The sequence below is a fragment of the Candidatus Nitrospira nitrificans genome, from assembly GCF_001458775.1.
GTDB classification, from domain to species: domain Bacteria; phylum Nitrospirota; class Nitrospiria; order Nitrospirales; family Nitrospiraceae; genus Nitrospira_D; species Nitrospira_D nitrificans.
Map to the genome: position 1 here is coordinate 96,126 of NZ_CZPZ01000001.1, position 24,506 is coordinate 120,631.

The following is a 24,506-nucleotide window of genomic DNA, read 5'->3' on the forward strand; positions in this document are numbered from 1 at the left end:
TTCCAAGTAAGTATTGCGGTTTTTCTTTTATCACCTGAACCCTAGCTCTCCTGCACTATCGTGGCAGTTGATTTACGGAGCCGATATTTCACAGATGGCAGGCTTATTGAGAGTGAATCATGTTCGGCTGCTTACGAGTATGAGAGCGAGTAACTTCTTGCGCATGTCAGCTAATTACCCACCTTGCAATCCGCTGCTTTGCAACCTCGCCTCGGTGGCGCAATGCCAGTTCAGCTGCCCCACCAGAGATCGCGACCGCTGATTTCCGCCTGTTCGTCCAAAGTTATGTCTTTGTTTCCAAGCGCCGCTCGCCGCCACTGGCTGTCCGCGAGCAGCATGCGCAGTCAGCCGACAGCGCACCGACTCATTCATGTCAAATCAGCCGGGAAGGCTACCGTGATGATATTGACCATAGACACATGTGACAAATTAAAATGATTTTTCGGACAGCAAGACTTGGTCCTGCATGAGGGCATTGAATGGTGCACTGAATCAGTGAGTTGCGAATCAGGCAAGGGAACTGTGACTTACATGAACGAAGGCAAGACCGTACAGAGCTGTACTAATTAGGACAGACAAGGACGCGGAGGACTATTCAACGCGAAGTTTCACGGATTGACCTGTGAATTACCAGAGCGCGCACAATTCGGTTGAGTGCGGCTCTCCAGAAGGCCGCTCATGATCACCTATTGATCAACACTCGTTCCAGCTGTGCCACAATCCGTTCCGCCGCCTTGCCGTCCCATTTCGGTGGAATCGCCCCTTTCTTCCATTGCCCGGCCATCAAGCGCGCAAGCGCGGGTGGCAGCTTGCTCGGATCAGTTCCGATCAGTTCGTTGGTGCCGATGGTGACGGTCTCGGGACGTTCGGTGTTGTCGCGCAGGGTGAGGCACGGCACACCAAGCACCGTCGTTTCCTCGGTAATCCCTCCTGAATCGGTGATCACACCCTTGGCATGCTTCACCAGGTAATTGAATTCCAAATAGCCCAGTGGATCGACGTAGTGCATGGACGGGAGCGTGTTCTGCGTGTCTCTCAGATTCTTAGCCGTCCTCGGATGGACCGGAAAGATAACGGGCAGGCCTTTGGTTCCATCTGCAATGGCGCGCAGCAATCGGAGCAGTTGTTGTTCTCCATCCACATTGGCCGGACGATGGAGCGTGATGACCATATAGCGACCGGGCCGCAAGGCGAGGGACTCCCAGCAGGCAGGCTGACGCAGCCGAGGCAACTGTTTGAGCAAGGTATCGATCATCGTATTGCCGACGAAAAAGATCTGATCGTCGGTCACGCCGGCCCGGCGCAAATTGTGGTTGGCCGTTTCGCTCGTCGTAAAAAACCAATTGGTGATGGAGTCGGTCACCACCCGGTTGATTTCTTCCGGCATGGTCCAATCGCCGGACCGAATCCCGCCCTCCACATGAGCCACCGGCACGCCGAGCTTGCGCGCGGCAATAGAACAGGCCATCGTGGACGTCACATCGCCGACAACCAGACAGAGGTCGCTCGTTTCCTTCAGTAAGACCTGTTCATACCCGACCATGATTCCGGCGGTCTGTTCGGCTTGAGTGCCCGACCCCACCTCGAGATTGATGTCCGGATCGGGGATCCCGAGTTCTTCGAAAAAACTGCCGGACATCGCGCGGTCGTAATGTTGGCCTGTATGAATCAATCGGTATCGGAGCTGCCCGCCACGGCGCTCAGCTGCGTTGAGCGCTTCAATGATCGGGGCGATTTTCATGAAATTCGGCCGGGCCCCCGCGATGATATCGATACGCTTCACCGTTCACCTCAACTTGGATGTGATTCTCATCAATCTACCTTGGCAGACTTCGAGGCGTACGCTTCGGTACAGTGAACCTCTGCGCGATGGGGGACCCGCCTGCGCGAAGCGCTTCGGCGAGGCAAGGAACGCCGGCGGCGGACTTTTTCGGCATCTCATTAGAATTGCACTTCCCGTATCATCTGACGATTGTCATGAAACCATTGGATCGTCTTCTTCAACCCGTCGCGCAAGCCATGCCGGGCTTCAAAGCCGAAGAGTTGCTTGGCCCGACTGACGTCCAGACACCGCCGAGGCTGGCCATTCGGTTTTGACGTATCCCACTGAATGTGCCCCGTGAACTCCACCTCAGTCGCAATCATCTTAGCAAGATCCCGAATGGCCACTTCTTCACCGGTTCCTAAGTTGACCGGGAAACTCCCCTCATACTGTTCGGCCGCCAAAAGAACGCCCTCGGCCGCATCCTCGACATACAAGAACTCTCGGCTTGGCGACCCGTCTCCCCAGAGCGTCATCGAAACCTGCCCCGCTTCCTTTGCGGCAACGCATTTCCGTATGAGTGCCGGAATGACGTGAGACGTTTCCAAATCGAAGTTATCGCGAGGTCCATACAGGTTGACGGGAAAGAGCACGATCGAATTGAACCCGTACTGTTGCCGGTAGGCCTGGGACTGCACCAGCATCATTTTCTTCGCCAGCCCGTAGGGGGCATTGGTTTCTTCCGGGTACCCGTTCCAGATGTCGTCTTCTTTGAAGGGAATCGGAGCGAACTTGGGATACGCGCAGATGGTTCCAAGCGCCACAAATTTCTTCAATCCTCGTTGACGGCCGACTTCGATCAGCTGCGTCCCCATCATCAGATTCTCGTAAAAGAACCGACCGGGATTGGCCTGGTTGGCGCCGATGCCGCCGACACGCGCGGCGAGATGGATGACGATATCGGGGTTCGCATCGCCATAGAGTTGCCGGACGGCATCCATCCGGACGAGATCGTAATCCTTGCTGCGTGGAACGACGATCTGTCGACAGCCCTTCGCGCGCAACTGCTCGACGACGAACGAACCGAGAAATCCGGCGCCGCCGGTGACGACCACGCATTGCTCTTCCCAAAATGACCTTGTTGAGTTCCGCCTCCCCTCCAACCTCTATCCTCCTCCAACCTCAAGTTCTCTTTCTCGTCCCATCTAGTTTCTCTTTCTCCGCCGCCAAATCCGCATCGACCATCATGGCGATCAGTGCTTCGAACCGGACTTTGGGCTGCCACCCGAGATGGGTCCTCGCCTTGCTGGCATCGCCGATGAGCAAATCGACCTCGGTCGGGCGGTAGTACTTGGCATCGATCTTCACATGTTTGGTCCAGTCCAGTTGCAGACGGTCGAATGCCAGCTCCAGCATCTCCTTCACGGTATGCGTTTCGCCGGTCGCGATGACATAGTCATCCGGCCTCGGGGCTTGCAACATCATCCACATGGCTTCGACATAGTCCCCGGCAAAACCCCAGTCCCGCTTGGCATCAAGGTTGCCGAGAAACAACTCCTGTTGAATACCGAGCTTGATCCGCGCCGCCGCTTTCGTAATTTTCCGCGTCACGAAGGTTTCACCCCGCCGCGGCGATTCATGATTGAAGAGGAGGCCGTTACAGGCGAACAGATCGTAGGCCTCCCGATAGTTCACGGTGATCCAGTACGCATACACCTTGGCGGCCCCATATGGACTCCTGGGATAGAACGGCGTCGTTTCTTTCTGGGGCACCTCCAGCACCTTGCCGAACATTTCGCTGGACGAGGCTTGGTAAAACTTGGGCTTGAGCCCTGACTCTCGGATGGCCTCCAAGAGACGGATGGTGCCCAATCCGGTGATCTCTCCGGTATATTCCGGAATATCGAAACTGACACGCACATGACTCTGGGCCCCGAGATTATAGATTTCATCGGGCTGGACGGTCCTTAAGATACGATTGAGGGAACTGGCGTCGTTCAGGTCGCCATAGACCAAGTGCAGGCGCCGGCGCGGGACATGCGGATCTTCATAAATGGAATCGATCCGCCCCGTATTGAACGAGCTGGACCGCCGGATGATGCCGTAGACTTCGTATCCCTTCTCCAGCAACAACTCAGCAAGATACGACCCATCTTGGCCTGTAATCCCGGTAATCAGCGCTTTCTTCACGTGGAGACTCTCCCGATGAGCGAGGAAGGGATTATTGCGTGCTTCGGTCCCTTTGTCTACTCATGATCTGAAAAGAAGTCGCTAAAAGATTCTTGCGACCACGGATAGGAGGCATGTACGATGGGCAGGTAGAACCAGAGGCGATATCGTGGCATCACTCCTTCATCAACATCGGCGCCGCATCGGGCTCTTCATCTGTCTGGTCGGAAGCGGCCTTCTGATCGCCCACTCCATCAATGCCTTTGTCGCCGAGGCCTTGTATGTGATCCCGACGCATTCGGTCGGGTCCGGCGATGATCGCCGGACGGCTTCGTTGCTCGCCTCCTATTCGCCGACCCAGGCAGTGGAGGATGTGCGCGCCAGCGGCCTGTTCGTGCTCCCCACCGCGCCTCAGGATGGAGTCACGAATGCCAACGGGCGAGGCTCCTCCTCCGGCCGCCCCGTTCGAGCGTCGCTCGGCTTGGCAGCCAGAATGCGGGTGCTCGGGATCGTATTGGGCGATCAGCGCGGTGTCTTTGCGATCGTCGAGGAGCTGGCCTCCAAACAACAGATGTTGTATCGCGTCCATGACCAGGTCCTCGACCTGGGAGAAGTGAGTGAGATCCGGCGGAACGGAATCCTGGTCCGCCAGGGCGACCTGGAGGAATTATTGGAGCTGGCAATGTGGGAAAACCCGGCGGCTCCAGGCGGTTCGACTGCTCCCGCGCCGTCTGCCGCTCAGACGCCGACCGGCGGCGTTCCGCTCCGCAAAGTCGTCGATCGGCGTGAAGTGGAGCAGGCCATGAACGATCTGCCGAAACTCTTATCCCAAGCCAGGGCCGTGCCTCATATGGTGAATGGAAACGTCAACGGGTTTCGCCTGGACTATATCGCGCCGACCAGTTTCTATGAAAAAATCGGGGTCCAGACGGGAGATGTCCTGCAGCGCGTCAACGGAGTCGATATTCGCGATCCCAGCACCATGTTGAATTTGCTTCAACAACTGAAGAATGAGCAGATCGTCAAGCTCGACATGCTCCGAAACAATCAGCGCTCGACGATTACGTACGAGCTTCGCTGACACGGGCGTCAGCGCGCTTCTCCTTCGTATCCCTGTCAACGTGGACTCCTCGGCGCCGTCATGGTGCGCAAGGCATGCGCGCCGTCCTTGCCAGGCCGTCGGAAGGGAGAGTATCTTTACGACCGAGATGGAAGCGGAGCGGAGACCCGACCGATTATGGCGCGTCTCCAGGCCGGAGAGGTCAAGACCAATTGTCCGAACAACTCGACAACGATCACCCCACTCCTCACGTTCGCCGTCCTCTATTGGGCCGCATTCTCGGGGAAAAGTTCAACCTCTTGGACTCCAAACTCGAAGAAGCCTTGGCCTATCAGCAGGAAAAAGGCGGCCTGCTGGGAGAGGTCCTGCTGCATCTGCGCCTCCTGAGGGAAGAGCACGTGCTGGAGGCGCTCGCCCATCAATTCGAGATAGCCTGGATGCCTCAGCTCGAGACCACCCATGTGGACCACGAGCTGATCAAGAAGGTCCCCATCGCATTTTGTCGGCGCTACCGCGTCTTGCCGCTTCGCTATGAGGAAGGGGCCATTCTGACCGCATCGACCGATCCTCTGGAAACCGTCGCGCTGGATGACCTTCGATTACTGTTAGGCAAACCGATCAAACCGGTGTTGACCACCAGCGTCGTGCTGCTGGCCTGCTTGAACCGAGCCTACGACGAAATCGCCAACCCGGCCGGCGCGGAACAAGTGATGGAGGACATCGCGGCCAACCAGAGTCTCGACCAACTCGCGCATGAGCTCGATGAGCCGCAAGACTTGCTGGATGCCACCGATGAAGCGCCGATCATCCGATTGGTCAACTCGGTGTTGTTTCAGGCGGTTCGGCAACGGGCGAGCGACATCCATTTCGAATCGTTCGAGCGCGGGTTGGTGGTGCGATATCGCATCGACGGCGTGCTCTACCCGGTCCTCACGCCGCCCAAACATTTGCAGGCCAGCATTATCGCGCGCCTCAAAATCATGGCCGGCCTCAATATCGCCGAAAAGCGCTTGCCGCAGGACGGCCGGTTCGCCATCCGCACCTCCGGAAAAGACGTCGACCTTCGAGTCTCGGTCTTGCCCACCTCGCACGGCGAGCGGGTGGTCTTGCGATTGCTTGAGAAGGAAAATCGTCTGCTGAACCTCTCGGAAATGGGTTTTTCGAAAGATCGACTGGCCGTGATCCATCAGCTGATCCAACTGGCGCACGGGATCATTCTCGTCACCGGCCCGACAGGAAGCGGCAAAACCACGACTCTGTATGCCGCCTTGAGCCACATCAATGCGCCGGACAAAAATATCATCACGGTCGAAGACCCCGTGGAATACCAACTGCTCGGCATCGGACAGATGCAAGTGAACCCCAAGATCAACCTGTCGTTTGCCGCGGGGCTGCGCTCGATTCTCCGGCAAGACCCCGATGTCATCATGATCGGCGAAATTCGCGACCGCGAAACGGCGGAGATCGCCATTCATGCCTCCCTCACCGGACACTTGGTGTTTTCCACCCTGCATACGAACGATGCGGCGAGCGCCGCCACCCGTCTGATCGATATGGGAATCGAACCGTTTCTGGTCGCTTCGTCGGTCGTGGCGGTCCTGGCCCAACGACTGCTGAGAAGAATTTGCCCGGACTGCAAGCGTCCCTATGCGCCGAGCGAGGACGAACTCAGTCGCTTGGACGTCGCGCCCGGATCCGACGTGACCCTCTATCGAGGAGCCGGGTGCGCCGCCTGTTCCCAAACCGGCTATCGCGGGCGCACCGGAATTTTCGAGCTCATGGTGCTCAACGATGAAATTCGGCGGCTCATCGGCGGCAAAGCCGACTCGACGGCCATCAAGCATGCCGCCCTCGCCAACGGTATGGTGACGCTGAAACAAGAGGGGACCGAACGAGTTCTCCAAGGCCAAACCACACTGGAAGAAGTCATGCGGATCACGCAACAGGAGATCGATGTCTGAGAAGAAGACGTGAAGCCTAACTCGTGAAGCCCGCTTCGCCCGCTCAGCGAGGCTGAGCGTGAAGCACCGGACGGAAAGAGAGCGCATTTCATCGTTATGTGCGGGATACGCGTCACGAACGACGAGCCACGTTTCGATTCGAGAACCGGACGATTGCAGCAAACGAGCTATGAATCATACAGGCAGTAGCGGCCACGGAGTGTGTTGACGTGCCGGTCTATCAGTACCAGGGTTACCGAAACGACGGCGGAACCGCAACCGGCATCATTGATGCGGAGAACGCCAAGGTCGCCCGCCTCAAACTGAGGAAAGAGGGCGTCTATCCCACCGACGTCGTCGAGCAGGGCCAAACCCCGCCTCAATCGCAACACACAACCCGCGGCCGCGCCGAGCGATCCCTGGGCCGATCGGCCACCCTCGGCTCCACCGACCTGGCCCTCATGACCAGGCAGTTTGCGACACTCCTCGTAGCCGGCCTTCCGTTGGTCGAAGCCCTCGGCGTCTTGGTGGACCAAGCCGAGAAGAAACCGATCAAGGCTCTCCTCGCCGATATCCGAGAGCAAGTCCGGGGCGGGAAAGCGTTGAGCGCCGTCTTGGAAACGTATGAGAAGGATTTCTCTCTGATCTATGTGCATATGGTGCGGGCCGGCGAAACCAGTGGAGCGCTGGATCAGATTCTGTTCCGGCTCACGGAGTTCCTGGAGAAACAACTGGCCCTGAGGAACAAGGTCACCAATGCGATGCTCTACCCCCTCATCATGCTCGTGATCGGGTCGGCGATCCTCTTTTTCCTCATTACGTTCGTCGTCCCCAAGATTACGATGGTGTTCGCGCAACAGAAACAAGCCTTGCCGTGGCCGACGGTCGCCTTGATGTCGGTCAGTCAGTTCTTTGCCGACTACTGGATGGTGTTGGTCGGGGTTCTCCTCGGAGGCCTCTACCTGATGCGACGCTTCATTCGGACCGGGGCGGGTCGCATGATGGCGGACCGGCTGATACTCAGGGCTCCGTTGATCGGAGACGTCGCGCGGATGGTGTCGATTTCACGACTCACCAGCACCCTGGCCACGATGTTGGCCAGCGGGGTTCAGCTGCTCGACGCGATGGATGTCTCGAAGCGCGTCATGAACAATCGCGTGCTGGAAGAAACGGTCGAAGCGGCACGGCAGAACATCCGCGAGGGCGAGACGATCGCCGATCCGCTCAAGCGGAGCGGTGAATTTCCGGCCCTGGTCACCCACATGATCGCCGTCGGGGAAAAGAGCGGTGAAATGGAAGAGATGTTGCGCCGAGTGAGTCAAATCTACGACGGAGAGGTGGAACGGGTCATCACCCGCTTGACCTCGCTCATGGAGCCGGTCATGATCCTGGCCATGGGCGCCGTTGTCCTTTTCATCGTCGTCGCGATTCTCTTGCCCATCTTCGAAATGGGCCAGATGGTTCGGTGAAATGCGCACGGCACCGAGAATCGCGCGCCGAGTCAGCGTGGGTTGAAGGTCGAACAAGACAGAGGGAGAGAAACAGCATGGACAAAGAAGGACGGATCTTGGGCTCGTTAAAGAACGGACGGGCATCGCTTCGTGGAAACACCCCACTCGCTTCACGCTTCACCTGCCTGCGCCGCCGTCTCGGCAGGCAGGCGCTTCACGCTTCACGCGCGACGGGCGGCTTTACATTCATCGAGATCATGGTCGTCGTGGCCATCCTGGCCATCCTCGCGGCCCTGGTCGTCCCACGCATCATGGGCAGAACGGATGATGCCAAGCGCACCGCGGCGAAAGTCCAGATCCGCAATATCGAGGGCGCGTTGCAACTCTACAAACTGGATAACGGCGTTTATCCCTCGACGGAACAGGGGCTCAAGGCGCTCGTGGAAAAACCCACCGTCGGCGTGATCCCGAAGAAATGGAAGATCGGCGGATACCTGCCGAAACTTCCGGAAGATCCCTGGGCCAATCCCTATAAGTATCTCAGCCCGGTCCAAAGGGGAGAATACAAGGTGGAGTATGAAATCACCTCCCTTGGAACGGACGGCGAGGTCGGTGGAGAGGGCGTGAACGCCGACATCACCAATTGGAACCTCGACAAAGAGTAAGCGTCAATGGTTGATGGGCACTGGTTGATGGGCACTGGTCATCGAGTATCGGGCAGGCGATTCAAGCGCACTGGCCGCTCTCCCCTCACGCTCTCTTCATCGCCTCACCGGTCACGCTTCACGCTTCACGTTTCACGTTTCACGTTTCACGTTTCACGCTCTTCCGCCGGTTTCACCATCCTCGAAATGCTGATCGTCCTGTTTCTCCTGTCCGTCGTCGTGGTCGTCGTCTTCCCGCGGATCAGTCTTACCGAGGACTTGGGCTCCACTGGACGGAAACTTGTCGGCGTCCTTCGAACCGTTCAAGGACTGGCGGCCACAAGCCAAAAGCCCTTGAAGCTCTATCTCGACCTCGATCAGGGAACCTATTGGATGATGATGGTGGAGGGCAAGGAAGAACGGATTCCCCTTGACCCAGCCTGGAAGCTCCCTCGGTCGCTGCCGGAGTCGATCCGATTTACGGAGGTCTCCGTCGGACAAGAGAAACGCTTTTCCGGGCGAGTCGACGTGTCCTTCTTCGGCAACGGCCGGATTGAGCCGGTCACACTGTATCTGATGGATGCGAAGAACAATCTCTTGGGTCTGGCGGTCGATTCATTGACGGGAGGGATTCGGGTCAGCGACGAGCGGCTCGACCCTCCCCTGAACCCAATCATCCCCGACCGAGTCCGGTTGTTGTTGAAACCGAACCAGCAAGCAAAGGCCGGAACGCCGGCGGGATGATTGTGTCCGACTCAAACAGAAATGCCCCAGGATGTTCAAAAAGATTGTCCGGCGAGGCCGCTTCACCTGTTTTCAAATGACGCGAGAACGCCGCCGGAAGACTTTGCAACATCCTGCTGGATCGCAATGGCACGAGATAGGCACCGAACCGAGCCCGATGACGATGGATTCACGCTGCTCGAAGTACTGTTGGCCATCGCCCTGCTGGCGATCGCGCTCCCGATTCTTCTCGGCCTCAGGAATTTCGACCTGGGGCTCCAGGAGAGAGCGTCCGAATTGACCGCCGCCACGCTGTTGGCCCAAGAGAAACTATTGGAGACCGAACTCTCAGGACAATATGCCATCGGAGAAACCGCCGGAGAGTTTCTGAACCTCCCGCTTGGGGCACAAACCACCATCCAGGCGGTTCCGAGGGCGGTCGGGTACAGATGGAAGCGGACGATCGCTCCCACGCCGCTGGAGTTGATTCGGGAGATTCGGATCAAGATCTCGTGGCTGCGGGGCGAGGTGGAAGAATCGATAGAGGTCAGCACCTATGTCTTTGCCGGCCGTTCCACCTTTTAGCAGGATGCTGAAAAAGTCCGCCGGCTTTGTTCCCCGCCTTGCCGAAGCGGCTTCGCGAAGCAAGGCGCGTCGCTGGACGGCCATTTTGAGCATCCTGCGGGTTCCGCTGATTCCGTCGATATCAAACATGCGTGAACGTAACATACTCATTCAACGGTCTTCTAAATCCGAGGCGGGCTTTACGCTCGTCGAAGTCATGGTGGCCGTGGCCTTGCTGGGCATGATCGGCGCCATGGTCTTCGGATCGCTCGTCATGACGACGAGAGCCGTGGAGGCGGGACGAGACCATGTGGCGAAGGAACAAACGATCAGACGAATCTTGCGTCTCATGGCCGAAGAAATTGCGCTCAGCAAACGCACGTCCCAGTACCCGTGGGTGGGAACGAACGGAACACAGGACGGACAACCGGCCGATATCCTCGCCATCCTTGCGATGAGTCAGGAATTGAGCACGTCGGCCGCCAAGGAAAGCGAGACGGTTCGCGTGGTGTACACGCGTGAACGAGATCGGCTGATTCGGTTCGTCCGCCGGAACCTCTATACGCTGACCGACACGCAGGAGTCGTTGAGCCAGATGGAACTGGCCGACCGCGTCCACGCGTTCAATATCCGCTATTACGACGACCAGAACCGGATCTGGATCGACGAATGGCCGGCGGTCACAAAAATCCCGAAGGCCTTGTTGATCGAAGTGACGTTTCAATACCCCGATGCCGATCCATGGACGGTGCGGGAATGGGTGACGATCGGCGCATCATGACCATCACGTGGCCTGAAGCATGGCGAGAGATCCTGGCGTGGACGGGAGGGGGAATCTCCATCCTGGCGCTGTGCCTGATCGCGACGTTCCCGTACGGAATGCTCCAGGCGCGGATCGTGGCGGAACTCACGCGGGCCACAGGGATGGACGTCCGAGTGGCCGATTGGACGGTGGATCTCCCCCCGAGCCTTGAATGGCGGAACGTCACCGTATCGAAACCGGACTGGACCCCGATCCAATTGGCCGCGTTGCAAGCCAAGCTCGGCGTCCTGTCCGCGTTAGGCGGCACGCTCGGGCTCGATATCGTCGCCAAACTCACGGAGACCGCGTCTCCGACGGATCTCGCGAAAGGCACCGTCACGGCCTCGTCGCTGTCCTTGGACGGCCCCGTCACGATCAAGGGACACGTGCAACAGGTAGACCTGTCCAAACTCCTTCGCCGCTACGTCACGCGCGGCACGCTGACCGGCAATTTTTCCCACCGAATCGATTCCGGCCGAGCGACCGTCGCCACGATGAAAGGGGAAGGAACGTGGACCGCCGAAGCGACGGACCTGGTGATCGATCAGATTCCGCTCGGAAACGGGCGCACGCTGTCGCTCACATTCAGCCAGGTCTCGGCCGGACTGGCATGCCGCGACCTCCGTTGCGATGTGACGCAGCTGAAGGGCGACGGCATCGATGGCTCCTTTACGGGCGAAGGATATCTCACCCTCCAGCAACCCCTCCAACACAGCCAAGTGAATCTCACGGTGACGGTCGTCCCAGGCCACGGATTCGTCTCGAAAGCCGGCGCGCTGGGTTTTCCCTCGCCGCAGCCTGGCACGGCCATGACCGTCAAGATCGTCGGGACCTTGGCACAGGCGAGGATCGCATTGTAAAGTACGGGTCCATGTTTCGAGTTTCATGTTGCCGGAAAACTTGAAACCTGAAACTTGAAACGCATGCAGAAGGGATTCATGTCTATCACAAACGAATGTGTCGGACTGGATATCGGGCAAACGGGACTGAAGGCCGTGCGTTTCCGCCGCCGTCTGAGCGGGCGGGAAACGATCGATTACTTTCAACAGCCCCTGCCGTTTTCCCGTCCCGAGGATCTCGAGCCGGCTCGACGCGTACAGTCGCTGCGTGGATTCCTCTGGCGAAACGGACTCTATGCCACGGACCGGTTGGTGACCGCGATTCCCTGTCAGGATCTGTTCGTCAGAACCCTGTCTTTTCCCTTCAAGGATTCGACCAAGCTCGCGCAAGTCGTCCCCTTCGAGGTCGAGAATCTCGTCCCGATGCCGCTCGAAGATCTTGCGATCGGAAGCCTGATATTGCCGCCCGGACACACGGCGGAAGGCCTGGCCCGCGAAAGCAAGGGCTCGGAGATCCTGGTCACGGCCGCGCCGAGAGACAAGGTCGCGGAGCATCTTCGGTTTCTGGCCCAAGCCGATGTGGAGCCCTCGGCGATCAATGTCGACGCGATGGCCCTCTTCTCCGTCACGCAATATCTACAAGAAGAAGGAGCGGCCGTCCCGCAAGACCTCGCCATCATCGACGTTGGAGCCTCGAAGACGACGCTCTGCCTCGTGCAGGGAGGACGTCCCCTGCTCCTGCGAACCATCCTGTGGGGCGGCAATCATCTGACGCACGCCTTGGCCGTCCGGCATGCCTGTAGCTTCGCCGACGCGGAGCGTCGGAAGCGGACGATGGACGTGGATCAGGTCCACGGGCTATTGGAGCCGATCCTGAAAGAGCTCCGCATCACCTTGCAGGCCCAGCTGGGCAACGAGCGCAGCCGCTTGACGCACTGTTGGGTATGCGGAGGCGGGTCAAAACTTCAAGAAGTCGCCGGCTACCTCTCGCGACAATTGGGGCTGTATCCGGTCGGACCTCGCCAAGGGTTCGGAGCCGACACCCCACGGGCATTCTCCATCGCGTTCGGCTTGGCGATTCACCCCAAGATCATCCGGCCGCGGTGGCGATTCGCGTCGGCGCCCATGGAACTCGCGCTCGATCTCAAAGGCGTCACCGACGCATCGTTGCCGGACAGCGCCACGACCAAACAAGACCGCCGCCTGGCGATCGCCGCCGGTCTGGTCATTGCCGTCCTGGCGATCGTGGATTTCTCGATTCACTTCTGGCTGCACGACCAGCGGGTCGCTCGGCTGAAAGCGACGCTGCACAGCCACTATGAGCAATTCTTCGGAGCGGGCGCCGCGCCGGGAGAAGAGCTCGATCAAGCCCAGTACCGCATCGGAGTCCTGGATAAAGCGCTCGGGGTCGTCGACACGGCGGAGGGCAAGGTCTTGCACACCCTCTCCACGTTCGTGAAACAACTCCCGCTCGGAACGACGGTCAAGGTGCGCGAGCTGACCGTGGACGGAACGACCGTCCTCATGGAGGGTGAGACGACCTCTTTCGACGCCGTGGAGCGACTCAAGCAAACCTTCGCCTCAAGCCCTCGATTGAAGAATGTCGCGGTGACGGAAACCCGAGTGGGCGCCGGTCCCAATCAAGTCGTCTTTCGAATCACGGTCACGGTGGAAAAGTCATGACCCAGAGCTTTCGAGAACGCTGGCGCCAGATGTCGCAGCGTGAGCGCACCCTCGTGCTGGGAGGCGGCATCGTGCTCGGACTCAGCCTCCTCTTTATCCTGATCGTCGACCCCCTGTTGGACAGCCTGGACCGCCTCGGACGCCAAGAGGTTCGGAAGCAGAGAGAGCTGGCCGAACTGGCGACGCTCGGCCATGCCTATCTCGCCAAACGGGACCGCTTGACCTTGACCGAAAGCCGCATGCCGGGAGCCGACAGCCATTTCTCTCTGCTGACGTTCATGGAGGAAGCGGCCACCACCGCCCATGTGCGCGAGCGCATCACCAGCATGCAGCCGCAAGTCCAATCGCCGGCGCAAGGCTATCAGGAAACGGCCGTCGATCTCCGATTGGACGGCATCCAATTGACGGACTTGCTGGCATTACTCGTGGCCATCGATCAAGCCCCGTACGACCTTCAGGTTCGCCACCTGCAGATCCGCCCCAAATTCGATAATCCGGTCAATCTCGACGCAACCGTGCGGGTCCTGAGCTATGCCAAGAGCTGATGAACGAGGCGTCGCGCTGCTCTTGGCCCTCCTGGTGCTGACGCTGCTCACCGCCATGATTCTTGAGTTCGATGCGGAAGCGCGCCGTGAATACCGGGCCGCCGCCGCCTTTCGGGACGATTACAAAACAGGCATGCTCACCCGAGCCGCCGTCCAGGCCGCGCGAGCCGTGCTGCTGCAAGATCTCTTGCGGGAGAAGATGACGGGGCAGAAATACGATGCGCCGACCGATATCTGGGCCATGCCGATCAAAAACTATCCGATCGGGGACGGATTCCTGACCGCGCAGATCCAGGATGAGACGGGGAAATTCAACCTGAACGACCTCGCATCGACCACGGGAGGCGATCTCGAACAGAAGAAGAAGATCCTCCGAGCCAAGCGATTGTTCGAGCTGCTCAGGGTCAGCCCCACCCTGGTCGACGCGCTCATCGATTGGATGGATCAGGACGAAGTGCCCCAGCCGGCCGGCGCCGAGAGCCTCTACTACCAATCGTTGAGGCCACCCTATCGGTCCGCGAATAGCCCGTTACCCGGCCTGGGAGATCTCCGGCTCATCAAGGGGTTCACGCCGGAGATCATCGAACGAATCTCCCCCTACGTCACGGTCTTCCCGCAAGATGGAGGCGTGCCGATGAACATCAACACCGCGGATCCCATCGTGATTCAGACCCTGGATCCGACCGTCACACAAACCATGGCGATAGAGATCGTCCAAGGTCGCCCCTACAAGACGAAAGTGGACCTCGATCGAGTAAGCAGCTTTCAAGAAATCGGTCGGACGCTCAGAAGCGACTATGATGTCAAATCGGACTATTTCTCCGCGCGTCTCGCCGTCACCGTGAATGAAACGACCAAAACCTCATGGGCCGTCCTGAAGCGAGACGCCACCAAGGGTGAGAGCTCCGTCGAATACTTGAAGATTCTATAGGAGTTTCAGGTTGCATGTTGCATGTTGAGAGAGGCTTAAAACTTGAAACTTGGAACTTGAAACTATTCGATCGACACCGTCAGCGTCACTTCGTTGCCCCGCTCGTTGTACGCCAAGGACGGGAACAACGAGCGAGCCAAAAATATCCCGCGCCCGTTCGCATCCTCCGACGCGCAGACCTCTTCGGATCGCGTCATGAGACGTTGCCACTTGAACCCCTTGCCCTCGTCGGTGATCTGGTACACCAAACTATGGGCATCCTTGTCGTGGGCGACATGAATGAGCACCCGGCGATCCCTCAACCGAGTTTGAGCGAGCCGACGCACGAGCAGCTGCTCATAGCGGCCCTCGGCGAGCGCTTCTTGTTTGTCCTGGCACACGATCTCGAGGTTCCCATGTTCAATGGCGTTAAAGAGCAGTTCTTGCAGGGCGCCACGAAGATGCAACCGTCGGATGGGAGTCAGGGTCGAGGCCGTGGTCTTGATGAGCCAGGAGATTGTTGCCGGGATATGGGTCGGGTCGGAGTCGACGGTCAGTCGATAGTCCGCTCGGCAGAGTCCCGGGATATCCGCAAGGTCTTCAGCCAGGTGATTCTGAGCATGCTGCAAGGCCTGCACCAGCTCGGCTTCGGTCACGGGTTTGTGCAGATAGTCGGCGGCTCCCATCCGAAGCGCCTGGATGATCATCGATTCCGGCGCATCCTTCGCCATGACGATCACAGGGCAGAATTCATGTCGTGCCCTCAATTCCGAGAGCAGGGTCAGGCCTGTGGCTTCAGGGAGAAACAAGTCGGTGATCACAATATCCGGCGCCGCCATGTCGATCGTGGTCAACGCCGCGGCCGGGTCGGACGCCGCAACGACCGAATACTCTCTCCCCTGCAACTGTTCGGCAATACGCGCCTGTGTGTCCGGACAGGGATCGATGACCAAGAGATGATCGGACGTCGTCTGCCTACTCATGCGGCGATTCCTTTGTCGTCCACCTGACGGAGCGCGGCGAGAAGCCGTTGAATTTCCTGCTCCAACACGGCATACAGCTGCCTGCCGCTCGCGAGATCTCCCGCTTTCGCGGACTCCTCCAATTCTTTGCAGGCGCGCAGCGCCGCCGGGGCGCAAAACTGTAAGATCGCGCCCTTCAACTTGTGACTAGCGCGCGCCACAGCGGGCGCGTTCCCGGCCTCCAAGGCCGCGTGAGCATCCGCCAAGTCCTTCGGACCATGCTCCAGAAACAATTCGACCATCATCTGAAACGTCTCTCGGTCGTCATCGACACGGGCGAGGGCCTCATCGAGGCTGAAGGCGGGGTCATGGTTCATACGATAAGCCCTAATCGGTGAAGCGTTGGGTTTCAAGTTTCAGGTTTCGGACAACATGAAACCCGAAACTCGCACCACGAAATTCGAAACTCGAAACTTCAAACCTGAAACCTAACCAAGCTCGCACGCGAATTCGACACCCATCAAGGCTACATCATCGGGAAATTGCTCATGGCCCTGCCAGCGCACCGCTTCCGCAATCGTCTCCGCGATGACGGTCTCTAAGGGTTGCCGACCCAACGCTCGAATCGTCGTTTCCAACCGGCCCTGCCCCCACAATTCCCCGCTCGCTGAGGGCGCTTCGTACAGTCCGTCGCTGAGCAAGTACAACCGGTCGCCCGGGGCAATGGGAAGCGTCGCCGTAACATAGGTTGTTGAATTATCGAACCCAAGCGGCAGATTGGGTTGGGCCATCCAACAGACTTCACCGGATCGCCGATGAAGACACGCCCCGCTGTGTCCCGCCATCGCATAGGACAGGGTATGGGCACGGAGGTCGAGTCCGGCAAAAACGATGGTAAAGTAGTGTCCGTTCTCCGTCAGGGGAAACTCTTTATTCGCCTCGGTCAAGATAGTGCCGGGATCGTTCGATCCGACATGGCGCAGCAGACTGTCTTTGCGCAGAAACGTCGAGAATGAGGCGGATCGCAACGCCGGCGACACACCATGGCCGGACGCATCGAGCAGATAGAACCCCAGCACATCCTCGCTCCACTGCACGACATTGAAGAGGTCGCCGCCCAACCCAAGAGACGGTCGGTAGGCATGGGCCATGCGCACGCCGGGCAAAACGGTCCCCGACGCCGGAAGCAGCGACTCCACATAGCGCGCGGCGGACTGAAGCTCCTGTTCGAGCGCCTCCTGCTTTTGCCGGATCTCCTCCGTGGCATCCTTCAACCTTCTGACCAACGTCGCGGCGCGCATCCCGGCCTGCACGCGAGCCGTGATTTCATACTTGCTGGCGGCCTTGCTCAGAAAGTCATCGGCGCCGCGGGCCAAACCCTCGGCGATCTGCTCCGGCTGATCGTGGCTCGTCATCATCAAGATCTGGCTCGTCTGGAGTTCCGGATCTTGCCGAACCTGTTCGCAGAAAGACGGCCCATCCATCTCCGGCATCATCCAATCCAGGATGATCAGACTGGGCCGCTCACGTCGCAGCACCTCCAGCCCGGCCTTCCCGTCGCCGGCTTGGATCACCCGATAGCCGAGCCGTTTCAGCCGAGCCGCCAAGGCCATCCGCGCCGTGGGCTCATCGTCCACGACGAGCACGGTATGGGGCGCCATGAACGCGTGAAGCGTCGTTCGTGAAGCGTATCCCGTTCCGGATTCTGACGGTTCATGTTTCATACTACTTCCCATCGCTTCACGCTTCACGGGATACGCTTCACGCTCAAGCGGGCTACGCCGCGCGTTGATGTCCGGTCACGGCATCCTGCTCATTGTCATAGACAGGAATCAGTTTCTGAATGTTTGCCAAGCTCATGATTTCCCGCACGTAACTTTGCGGCCTCAACATGCTCACTTTGCCTTGGCTCAACTTGAAGTTCTGAGACACGAGCGCCAACAAGCCAAGCCCGGAGCTGTCCACGAACCGGACCTCGGCCATATCCAAGATCAGATGACGGCAGCCCTTCTGCCGGACCGCTTCGACCGCTGCCTTGAACTGTTCGCGATTGGTATAGGTGAGATCTCCCGTCATCTCAAGAATGAGACCGTTCGGCACAGGGCGTTCTTTCGTCTGCATCGCCATAACTGACTACCTCCTTCATTTAAACGGCAAGATCGCCTCATATATGTGAAGCGTATCTCGTTCAGGATTCGGACGTTTCACGTTACGTTCCATCGCTTCACGAACTACACGTCGCGCGCTGAATCCGTCGGGTAATCGGCCTAGAACCTGAAGATTGTTCAGCCGCCCACATGGACAAGGATAGCACCGGCAATCTCATCCAGCGGCAATATTTTGTCGACCCCGCCCATTTTGATCGCCTCTTTGGGCATCCCGAACACGACGCAACTCGCTTCGTCTTGAGCGATCGTGAAGGCGCCGGCCTGTTTCATCGTCAACATTTCCTTTGCGCCGTCGCCCCCCATCCCCGTCAGGATCACCCCGACGGCGTTCGCCCCGGCGGACTGGGCGACCGAGGCGAACATCACATCCACCGACGGCCGATGACGGTTGACCGGGGCATCTTGATTGATGCGCACGATATAGCGCGCGCCGCTCCTGACAAGCGTCATATGAAAGTTCCCCGGCGCCACCAAGGCATGTCCCGGCAAGACACTGTCTCCGTCTTGCGCTTCCTTCACGACGATCCGGCAGAGACTGTTCAGCCGATCGGCCCATGTTTTCGTAAACCGTTCCGGCATATGCTGCGTAATCAAAATCGGCGGCGTATTCGGCGGCAACATTTCCAACAGTTCTTTGACGGCCTCGGTGCCGCCGGTGGACGATCCGATCGCGATAATGGTGTCGGTCGTCTTGATCATCGAGGTTCGTGAAACGTCGTTCGTGAAGCGTGAAACGTCCGGCTCTGAAGACGACATGCGCTTCACGATGCGCGCTTCACGTTTCACGTTGGCATGCGCGGCCGCCTTCACTTTCGCGATCAGGTCCCTCGCGATCTCCTCCATGCCTTCGCGAAGGTCGATCTTCGGTTTGGTAATGAAATCGACGGCGCCGAGTTCCAAGGCCCGCAAGGTCGTCTGGCAGCCGGCTTCCGTCAGCGAACTGACCATCACAACGGGCATGGGGTGTCCGCGCATCAATTTCTCAAGAAACGTCAGGCCGTCCATCTTGGGCATTTCGACGTCGAGCGTAAGCACATCGGGGTTCAGCGCTTTGATCTTCTCTCGCGCGATATAGGGGTCCGGAGCCGATCCGACCACCTCGATGCCGGGATCCTTCGCGAGCAACATCGCGAGCACTTGCCGCATCAGGGCGGAATCATCGACTGTCAGGACACGTATCTTTGCCACAGCCCCTCGCTTATCTCGTGAAGCGTATCTCGTCTTCGGATTCAGACGCTTCACGCTTCACGAGATACACTTCACGCGGTCCGCTTCACGCCACTCAGAACAGCGTCACATCCTCCTCCACCACCACCTGTTTCTTCTCTTGGATTCTCGACGCGTATTCACGCTCGCGCACAACGATCGTTTGATTCTTCACCCGTTCGATCTTCTTCATCAGCGCTCGCCCGGACTCGGTAAAGTAATAGATTTTCCTCGGGCACACGTCGCCGAGATCCGTCTTGCACGCGGTCAGCCCTTCCGTCTTGATGTAGTTCATCACCCATTCGGCATTTCTGGACCCGACATCGATCTTTCCCTCATAGATCTTGCCTGCGCCGAACAGCTTGATTTCCAAACGGCTCTTCAATCCCCCGCGCTTGAGAATCTCGTTGATCAGCGACTCCATCGCATAGGATCCATAGCGGGTGGACTCGCCCCAGGAATCGCTGCCGCCGTCTTTCGGCTCCGGCAACATGAAGTGATTCATCCCGCCGACGCGGGCAATCGGATCACGGATGCAGGCCGAGATACAGGAGCCGAGCACCGTGTAGACGATCATGGGCTCGCGACTCACAAAGAATTCTCCCGGCAGAATGGAGGCGATTTCATACGGGAACCGGCTGTCGCGCATGCGGCGGATGTGGGCGAATTCCATATGTCGAGTTTCAAGTTCCATGTTTCACGTGTGACGAGTTTTGTACTTCGTGCCTTTGACTCCTGCCTTGCGCAAGTAATTCATGAGTCCGGCAACCATCCTTGCCGCATCACCGGCCAATCCGGAAAGTCGGCCGAAGTCCTCTCGTGCGATATAGCCCTGATCGAGAGCAACATAGAGCTGGCTTCTCACTTCACCGGCGGATCCCTTGGCGATCGCCAGAAATTGAACGAATTCTCCGCTACCGCTTCGCTCAAACCCCTCGGCTATGTTCGACATGATCGAAACGCTCGCTCTCCGAATTTGATCCCGCAGTCCGAAATCCTTGGCGAAAGCTCCCTTTCCGGAAACTTGATACATCTCCACGCACAGAACTCTGGCTTGCCGCCATGCCTCGATATCTTCAAACCGTTCGAATGTCGGCATCGCATTCCCTTGACCTGAAACATGAAACTTGCAACCCGAAACGTGAAAGTCGCACCACGAACCTGAAACTAGAAACGCGAAACTCTCACGCCTCCTTCCGATAGATCGTCGGCTCGATGTTCTTGAAGGGATGCGTGACCCATTGGAGGCTTTCGGAATGCCCGATGAAGAGATGTCCGCCCGGCTTCAAGTATCGGTAGAACTTGTTGACGAGCTGTTCTTGCGTCGGACGATCGAAATAGATCATGACGTTCCGGCAAAAAATGACATCGAGCGGACTTTTGATCGGAAACCACTCATCCATCAAGTTCAACCGCCGAAATTGAACCATCGCGGCAAGATGAGGCTTGATTTTGAGCAGACCTTTGCTGTCCCCCCGTCCCCGGAGGAAATGGCGCTTCAGAAGTTCCGGCGGCACATCGTGAACGTGATCCGCGTCGTACAGGCCGGCCGCCGCCTTGGCCAACACGCGCATGGAAAGATCGGACGCCAAAATCTTGAAGTCCCATTGGGCCGGATCGGAAACGCCTTCCTGCAGGGTCATGGCGATCGTGTACGGTTCTTCTCCGGTCGAACAAGCCGAGGACCAAATCCGAACGGTTTTTTCTTGAGCCAGCTCGGGAAGAATCCGCTCTCGGAGGAAGTCGAAATGCTTGGGCTCGCGGAAGAAGTCCGTCTTGTTGGTGGAGATCAGATCCAGCATGCGGGTGAATTCTTCCCGGCTCGAATCGCTCATCAGCTGGTCATAATATTCGGAAAACGTCGTCAGCCCCAGTTCGCGGAGGCGTTTCGAAAGCCGAGAAACGAGCAGCGACTGCTTCTGATCGCCGAGAGAAATGCCGCTCTCGTCATAGATCAACGTCCGAAACCGTTGAAACTCTTCCGTTGATATCGCCAAATCCATGTCGCGCGATCCCGTCTCCTGAAGGAGACCCGGTCATGACGACGAGCCTCTCCCTATCTATCGGTTGCCCACGGTTATTTCTGAAGGAGCGGGTAATATGGAAGCTCGGATCGAGAGGATGGCCGACAATCGCCGCTGAATATCACGTTCCTGACGAGAGAATCGCTTCAGGATGCTCAAAAGGCTGCTGTTCCCGTTGTTCTATTTTCGTCTCACGCGTCACCTGTTTCTAAATGTGCGAGAACGTGCCGGCGGACTTTTTCAGCGTCCGTCTAAAACTCTTCGAACTCCTCGCGGCTCTTCGCGTTGCCGTTCGCCGCTGCCGTCATCGTCTTTCGTCCTGCCGAGGGGCTAGAGGCTTGCGCGGATGTCCTGGCGGGAGATTTGGGCGCAAGGCGCGACCTATCCCGTCCCGCAGGCGTCGAGGACGCGCTCGCTCCCTCGCCCTGCGCAACCTTGAAGACCTCCACTTGATGCATCAGCTCTTTGGCCTGGTCCTTCATCGATTGACTGGCGCTGGTGGTCTCTTCGACAAGCGCGGCGTTCTGCTGCGTCGTCTCGTCCATCGACATGATGGCCTGATTCACCCCTTCGATGCCGTTCGATTGTTCCTGCGAGGCCGCGCTGATCTCCGCGATGATGTCCGTCACGCGTTTCACCGAGCTGACGATTTCCTCCAGTGTTTTGCCGGACTGATTCACCAGCTCGCTGCCGTCCGTGACCCGTTGGATGGATTCTTTGATCAAGCCCTTGATCTCCTTCGCGGCCGTGGCCGAACGTTGCGCCAAATTCCGCACTTCGGCCGCCACCACCGCGAATCCACGCCCATGTTCGCCGGCCCGCGCCGCTTCCACCGCGGCATTCAAGGCCAAGAGATTCGTCTGAAACGCGATCTCATCGATCACAGTGATGATATCGGCGATCTGCTTGCTGCTCTTGTTGATTTGCCCCATGGCCTCCACGGCCTTCTGCGTCACCATCCGCCCCTTGTCCGCCGTCTCCCGGGCCATGATCGCCAATTGATCGGCCTGTTTGGCGTTGTCGGCGTTCTGTTTCACGGTCGAGGTCATTTCCTCCATCGAGGCGGCGGTTTCCTGAAGCGCCGCGGCTTGTTCGCTCGTGCGTTGCGCCAAATCCTCGTTACCCTTGGTGATTTCCTCGGAGCCGGTAAAGACGCTCTCGACCACGGTCCGCACGGCCGTGATCGTCCTGGTCAGGTTCGCGAGGGCCAGGTTTAACGTGTTTTTCATTTGCTCGAATTCGCCCTGATAGGTCCCTGTCATGGTCCTGGTCAGATCATTGACCGACAAGGCGTTGAGCACCCCTTGGGCTTCATGCAGAGGCAACGTCACGGCTTCCACCAACCGATTGACCGAGTCCGTCAGATCCCGCAAGTCGCCGGTAAAGATGTCGGTTTTGATGCGCTGCGACAGTTGACCGACCGCCGCCGCCTTGATCAGTTTGTCGACCTCCGTCAAGGCCAGTCGCTGCGGAGTGACGTCCGTGGCGAGTCCGATCACTTTGAACGGCTTTCCCACCTCGTCCATGACCGGGTTATAACTGGCCTGAAGCCACACTTCTCGCCCGCCTTTGGCGACATATTTGTACTGGCCGGCATCATACTCGCCCCGCCCGAGTTTCTCCCAGAGGACAAGATACTCGGGGGTCCCGCCGTGCGACGGCTCGACGAACATGCTGTGGTGCCGGCCGTTGACTTCGTCCAAGCTGTATCCCATCGTTTGCAGGAAAATGGCATTGGCCGCGCGGATGTTCCCTTGGAGATCGAACTCGACGGTGGCGTACGCCTTGTTGATCGCGTCCAAGATCCCCTGCATGTTATGACGCGCGACCTCGTATTCCGTGATTTCGTATCGGACGCCCAAATATTTTCGAGGTTTTCCGTTGGCCCCCATGATCGGTTTGATCACCGCGTCGACATAGTACGGCGTGCCGTCCTTCGCGCGGTTCTTGACGACCCCGCGGAAGATCTGCCCTCGGCCGATCGTGGCCCACATCTGCTTGAAGACCTCCTTGGGCATGTCCGGATGACGGACGATATTGTGACCTCGTCCGATCAATTCTTCCCGCGAGTACTTGGACACTTCGCAAAATTTATCGTTGGCGGTGACGATATCGCCCTTCAGATTCGCCTCCGAGACAATGCTCGTCGTGTTCAGGATGTCGATGCGGGCATTCATCTCCTCCAACGCCTCCTGCTGCTTGGCCATGGATTGCGCCAGCTCATCGGCCATCTGATTGAAGGCGTGCGCCAACTGCCCGATCTCTTCGTTCGTCGTCACCGTCGACCGAAATGTCAAGTTTCCGCCGCGCAGTTGCTTCGTGGCTTCCAACAGATTCTCCAGCCCCGAAACCAGAAATTTGGTGACGGCCCAGCTGCTGAGCCACCCAAACATCACGGAGCCCAGGATGACGGTGATCAGGACCATGGTCAGCGTCGAGGTCAGGTCTTTGCTCGCTTCATGGTTGTCTTGGGCTTGGACCTCGTTCTCCTTCACCAATTCCGCGACTGCGGCGAGCATCGCCTCAAGTTTCTCCGCGAGTTCCTTGTTCTGCATCTCGGATGCGGCATCTTTGCTGTACTCCGCGCTTTTCTTGAGCACAGTCGCGCGAACATCTTTGTATCCGGTCCAGGCCTCGTGGAATCGCTCGAACATCTTCCGTTCCCCGTCGTTCTGAATGATGGGGACATAGTCCGCTTCGAACTTGTCGATGCCTTCGTCGAGCTTCTTAATCTCCTCATCCCATTTTTTCATCGTCGTCGAGTCATGCGCCAGGATATGCCATGCGATGAGGGCGCTCATCCGTTGAGAGCGTCCTTGCAGTTCGCCGAGCTGTTTGAGCGGGAGCACATTGATCGTGAAGATAGATTCGATGCGATCGCTCACCTGCGAAAGACCGTTGATCGAGAGAACTCCCCCGATGACGAGGAAAAGCAGGAGGGCCCCTGAGTTGATCCGCAGCTTTGCTTTTGTCGTCAGGTTGGAGAACTTGTTCACCAAGACCCCCCTCAACCCCGTGACTGGGCGCTCATCTTCCATTGTTTCCCCCTCAGAT

The 24,506-nt window shown here is 58.3% G+C and carries 23 protein-coding genes; 11 read left to right on the plus strand and 12 right to left on the minus strand.

Annotated features, from left to right (window positions below):
• Positions 1 to 682 precede the first annotated feature (682 nt).
• The 3 genes from wecB to gmd form a co-directional block, all read right to left on the minus strand.
• Positions 683 to 1,783 (minus strand): non-hydrolyzing UDP-N-acetylglucosamine 2-epimerase, encoded by a 1,101-nt coding sequence (gene wecB, locus COMA2_RS00420; RefSeq protein ID WP_090893657.1) that lies wholly within the window; start codon positions 1,781 to 1,783, stop codon positions 683 to 685.
• Positions 1,784 to 1,941: 158 nt separating this feature from the next.
• The gene (locus COMA2_RS00425; protein WP_217490570.1) at positions 1,942 to 2,877 is read right to left on the minus strand and encodes a GDP-L-fucose synthase family protein; all 936 of its coding nucleotides are present in this window, start codon (positions 2,875 to 2,877) and stop codon (positions 1,942 to 1,944) included.
• Positions 2,878 to 2,944: 67 nt separating this feature from the next.
• Positions 2,945 to 3,952, minus strand: a complete 1,008-nt coding sequence (gene gmd, locus COMA2_RS00430) for a GDP-mannose 4,6-dehydratase (RefSeq protein WP_090893661.1) — start codon at positions 3,950 to 3,952, stop codon at positions 2,945 to 2,947.
• A 148-nt stretch (positions 3,953 to 4,100) separates the two neighbouring features.
• Here gmd and COMA2_RS00435 point away from each other — a divergent pair, with 148 nt between their 5' ends.
• From COMA2_RS00435 to gspK, 11 genes are all read left to right on the plus strand, one after another.
• Positions 4,101 to 5,012, plus strand: a complete 912-nt coding sequence (locus COMA2_RS00435) for a hypothetical protein (protein WP_090893662.1) — start codon at positions 4,101 to 4,103, stop codon at positions 5,010 to 5,012.
• Positions 5,013 to 5,086: 74 nt separating this feature from the next.
• Positions 5,087 to 6,952, plus strand: coding sequence for a type II secretion system ATPase GspE (gspE, locus tag COMA2_RS00440; RefSeq protein WP_090893664.1), 1,866 nt, complete (start codon positions 5,087 to 5,089; stop codon positions 6,950 to 6,952).
• Between the two features lie 209 nt (positions 6,953 to 7,161).
• A complete protein-coding gene (gene gspF, locus COMA2_RS00445; RefSeq protein ID WP_175304291.1) occupies positions 7,162 to 8,400 on the plus strand; it encodes a type II secretion system inner membrane protein GspF in 1,239 nt (412 codons plus the stop codon).
• Positions 8,401 to 8,477: 77 nt separating this feature from the next.
• On the plus strand, positions 8,478 to 9,047 hold the full coding sequence (gene gspG / locus COMA2_RS00450) for a type II secretion system major pseudopilin GspG (protein WP_090893666.1): 570 nt from the start codon (positions 8,478 to 8,480) through the stop codon (positions 9,045 to 9,047).
• A 6-nt stretch (positions 9,048 to 9,053) separates the two neighbouring features.
• Positions 9,054 to 9,770, plus strand: coding sequence for a prepilin-type N-terminal cleavage/methylation domain-containing protein (locus COMA2_RS00455; RefSeq protein ID WP_090893668.1), 717 nt, complete (start codon positions 9,054 to 9,056; stop codon positions 9,768 to 9,770).
• Between the two features lie 126 nt (positions 9,771 to 9,896).
• The gene (locus COMA2_RS00460) at positions 9,897 to 10,334 is read left to right on the plus strand and encodes a prepilin-type N-terminal cleavage/methylation domain-containing protein (RefSeq protein WP_175304292.1); all 438 of its coding nucleotides are present in this window, start codon (positions 9,897 to 9,899) and stop codon (positions 10,332 to 10,334) included.
• Positions 10,335 to 10,461: 127 nt separating this feature from the next.
• Entirely contained in the window at positions 10,462 to 11,094 is a 633-nt protein-coding gene (locus COMA2_RS20400) for a type II secretion system protein GspJ (RefSeq protein WP_217490571.1), read from the plus strand.
• On the plus strand, positions 11,070 to 11,975 hold the full coding sequence (gspN, locus tag COMA2_RS00470) for a type II secretion system protein GspN (protein WP_175304293.1): 906 nt from the start codon (positions 11,070 to 11,072) through the stop codon (positions 11,973 to 11,975). Before COMA2_RS20400 ends, gspN begins: the two co-directional genes overlap by 25 nt.
• A gap of 78 nt (positions 11,976 to 12,053) precedes the next feature.
• Entirely contained in the window at positions 12,054 to 13,637 is a 1,584-nt protein-coding gene (gene pilM / locus COMA2_RS00475) for a pilus assembly protein PilM (RefSeq protein ID WP_175304294.1), read from the plus strand.
• Positions 13,634 to 14,182: a type II secretion system protein GspM gene (gspM, locus tag COMA2_RS00480; protein ID WP_090893674.1), complete on the plus strand. Its 549-nt coding sequence runs from the start codon at positions 13,634 to 13,636 to the stop codon at positions 14,180 to 14,182. Before pilM ends, gspM begins: the two co-directional genes overlap by 4 nt.
• Positions 14,169 to 15,113 carry a type II secretion system minor pseudopilin GspK gene (gene gspK / locus COMA2_RS00485; RefSeq protein ID WP_090893676.1) on the plus strand — a complete coding sequence of 315 codons (945 nt, stop codon included), beginning with the start codon at positions 14,169 to 14,171 and terminating at the stop codon, positions 15,111 to 15,113. The genes gspM and gspK overlap by 14 nt, the downstream gene beginning before the upstream one ends.
• A 62-nt stretch (positions 15,114 to 15,175) precedes the next feature.
• Here gspK and COMA2_RS00490 read toward each other — a convergent pair whose 3' ends face one another.
• The 9 genes from COMA2_RS00490 to COMA2_RS00530 form a co-directional block, all read right to left on the minus strand.
• The gene (locus tag COMA2_RS00490; protein WP_090893678.1) at positions 15,176 to 16,075 is read right to left on the minus strand and encodes an ATP-binding response regulator; all 900 of its coding nucleotides are present in this window, start codon (positions 16,073 to 16,075) and stop codon (positions 15,176 to 15,178) included.
• Positions 16,072 to 16,431 carry an Hpt domain-containing protein gene (locus COMA2_RS00495; protein ID WP_090893679.1) on the minus strand — a complete coding sequence of 120 codons (360 nt, stop codon included), beginning with the start codon at positions 16,429 to 16,431 and terminating at the stop codon, positions 16,072 to 16,074. The genes COMA2_RS00490 and COMA2_RS00495 overlap by 4 nt, the downstream gene beginning before the upstream one ends.
• A 111-nt stretch (positions 16,432 to 16,542) precedes the next feature.
• The gene (locus tag COMA2_RS00500) at positions 16,543 to 17,778 is read right to left on the minus strand and encodes a PP2C family protein-serine/threonine phosphatase (protein ID WP_175304295.1); all 1,236 of its coding nucleotides are present in this window, start codon (positions 17,776 to 17,778) and stop codon (positions 16,543 to 16,545) included.
• A gap of 52 nt (positions 17,779 to 17,830) precedes the next feature.
• A complete protein-coding gene (locus tag COMA2_RS00505) occupies positions 17,831 to 18,181 on the minus strand; it encodes an STAS domain-containing protein (RefSeq protein WP_090893682.1) in 351 nt (116 codons plus the stop codon).
• A gap of 158 nt (positions 18,182 to 18,339) precedes the next feature.
• Complete coding sequence (locus COMA2_RS00510; RefSeq protein ID WP_090893684.1) at positions 18,340 to 19,410, minus strand: protein-glutamate methylesterase/protein-glutamine glutaminase; 1,071 nt, start codon at positions 19,408 to 19,410, stop codon at positions 18,340 to 18,342.
• Between the two features lie 94 nt (positions 19,411 to 19,504).
• Positions 19,505 to 20,122, minus strand: coding sequence for a chemoreceptor glutamine deamidase CheD (cheD, locus tag COMA2_RS00515; RefSeq protein WP_090893686.1), 618 nt, complete (start codon positions 20,120 to 20,122; stop codon positions 19,505 to 19,507).
• A gap of 3 nt (positions 20,123 to 20,125) precedes the next feature.
• Positions 20,126 to 20,527 (minus strand): four helix bundle protein, encoded by a 402-nt coding sequence (locus COMA2_RS00520; RefSeq protein WP_090893688.1) that lies wholly within the window; start codon positions 20,525 to 20,527, stop codon positions 20,126 to 20,128.
• Between the two features lie 85 nt (positions 20,528 to 20,612).
• On the minus strand, positions 20,613 to 21,431 hold the full coding sequence (locus tag COMA2_RS00525) for a CheR family methyltransferase (RefSeq protein ID WP_090893690.1): 819 nt from the start codon (positions 21,429 to 21,431) through the stop codon (positions 20,613 to 20,615).
• 272 nt (positions 21,432 to 21,703) lie between these two features.
• Entirely contained in the window at positions 21,704 to 24,490 is a 2,787-nt protein-coding gene (locus COMA2_RS00530) for a methyl-accepting chemotaxis protein (protein WP_090893692.1), read from the minus strand.
• Positions 24,491 to 24,506 lie beyond the last annotated feature (16 nt).

What these genes read in the sequence shown, in the direction of transcription:
- gspE (WP_090893664.1), top strand. Translation starts at nt 5,087, where the DNA reads ATGCGCGCCGTCCTTGCCAGGCCGTCGGAAGGGAGAGTATCTTTACGA.
- gspG (WP_090893666.1), top strand. Translation starts at nt 8,478, where the DNA reads ATGGACAAAGAAGGACGGATCTTGGGCTCGTTAAAGAACGGACGGGCA.
- COMA2_RS00455 (WP_090893668.1), top strand. Translation starts at nt 9,054, where the DNA reads ATGGTTGATGGGCACTGGTTGATGGGCACTGGTCATCGAGTATCGGGC.
- COMA2_RS00460 (WP_175304292.1), top strand. Translation starts at nt 9,897, where the DNA reads ATGGCACGAGATAGGCACCGAACCGAGCCCGATGACGATGGATTCACG.
- COMA2_RS20400 (WP_217490571.1), top strand. Translation starts at nt 10,462, where the DNA reads ATGCGTGAACGTAACATACTCATTCAACGGTCTTCTAAATCCGAGGCG.
- gspN (WP_175304293.1), top strand. Translation starts at nt 11,070, where the DNA reads ATGGGTGACGATCGGCGCATCATGACCATCACGTGGCCTGAAGCATGG.
- pilM (WP_175304294.1), top strand. Translation starts at nt 12,054, where the DNA reads ATGTCTATCACAAACGAATGTGTCGGACTGGATATCGGGCAAACGGGA.
- gspM (WP_090893674.1), top strand. Translation starts at nt 13,634, where the DNA reads ATGACCCAGAGCTTTCGAGAACGCTGGCGCCAGATGTCGCAGCGTGAG.
- gspK (WP_090893676.1), top strand. Translation starts at nt 14,169, where the DNA reads ATGCCAAGAGCTGATGAACGAGGCGTCGCGCTGCTCTTGGCCCTCCTG.
- COMA2_RS00490 (WP_090893678.1), bottom strand. Translation starts at nt 16,075, where the DNA reads ATGAGTAGGCAGACGACGTCCGATCATCTCTTGGTCATCGATCCCTGT.
- COMA2_RS00495 (WP_090893679.1), bottom strand. Translation starts at nt 16,431, where the DNA reads ATGAACCATGACCCCGCCTTCAGCCTCGATGAGGCCCTCGCCCGTGTC.
- COMA2_RS00500 (WP_175304295.1), bottom strand. Translation starts at nt 17,778, where the DNA reads ATGAAACATGAACCGTCAGAATCCGGAACGGGATACGCTTCACGAACG.
- COMA2_RS00505 (WP_090893682.1), bottom strand. Translation starts at nt 18,181, where the DNA reads ATGGCGATGCAGACGAAAGAACGCCCTGTGCCGAACGGTCTCATTCTT.
- cheD (WP_090893686.1), bottom strand. Translation starts at nt 20,122, where the DNA reads ATGGAACTTGAAACTCGACATATGGAATTCGCCCACATCCGCCGCATG.
- COMA2_RS00520 (WP_090893688.1), bottom strand. Translation starts at nt 20,527, where the DNA reads ATGCCGACATTCGAACGGTTTGAAGATATCGAGGCATGGCGGCAAGCC.
- COMA2_RS00525 (WP_090893690.1), bottom strand. Translation starts at nt 21,431, where the DNA reads ATGGATTTGGCGATATCAACGGAAGAGTTTCAACGGTTTCGGACGTTG.
- COMA2_RS00530 (WP_090893692.1), bottom strand. Translation starts at nt 24,490, where the DNA reads ATGGAAGATGAGCGCCCAGTCACGGGGTTGAGGGGGGTCTTGGTGAAC.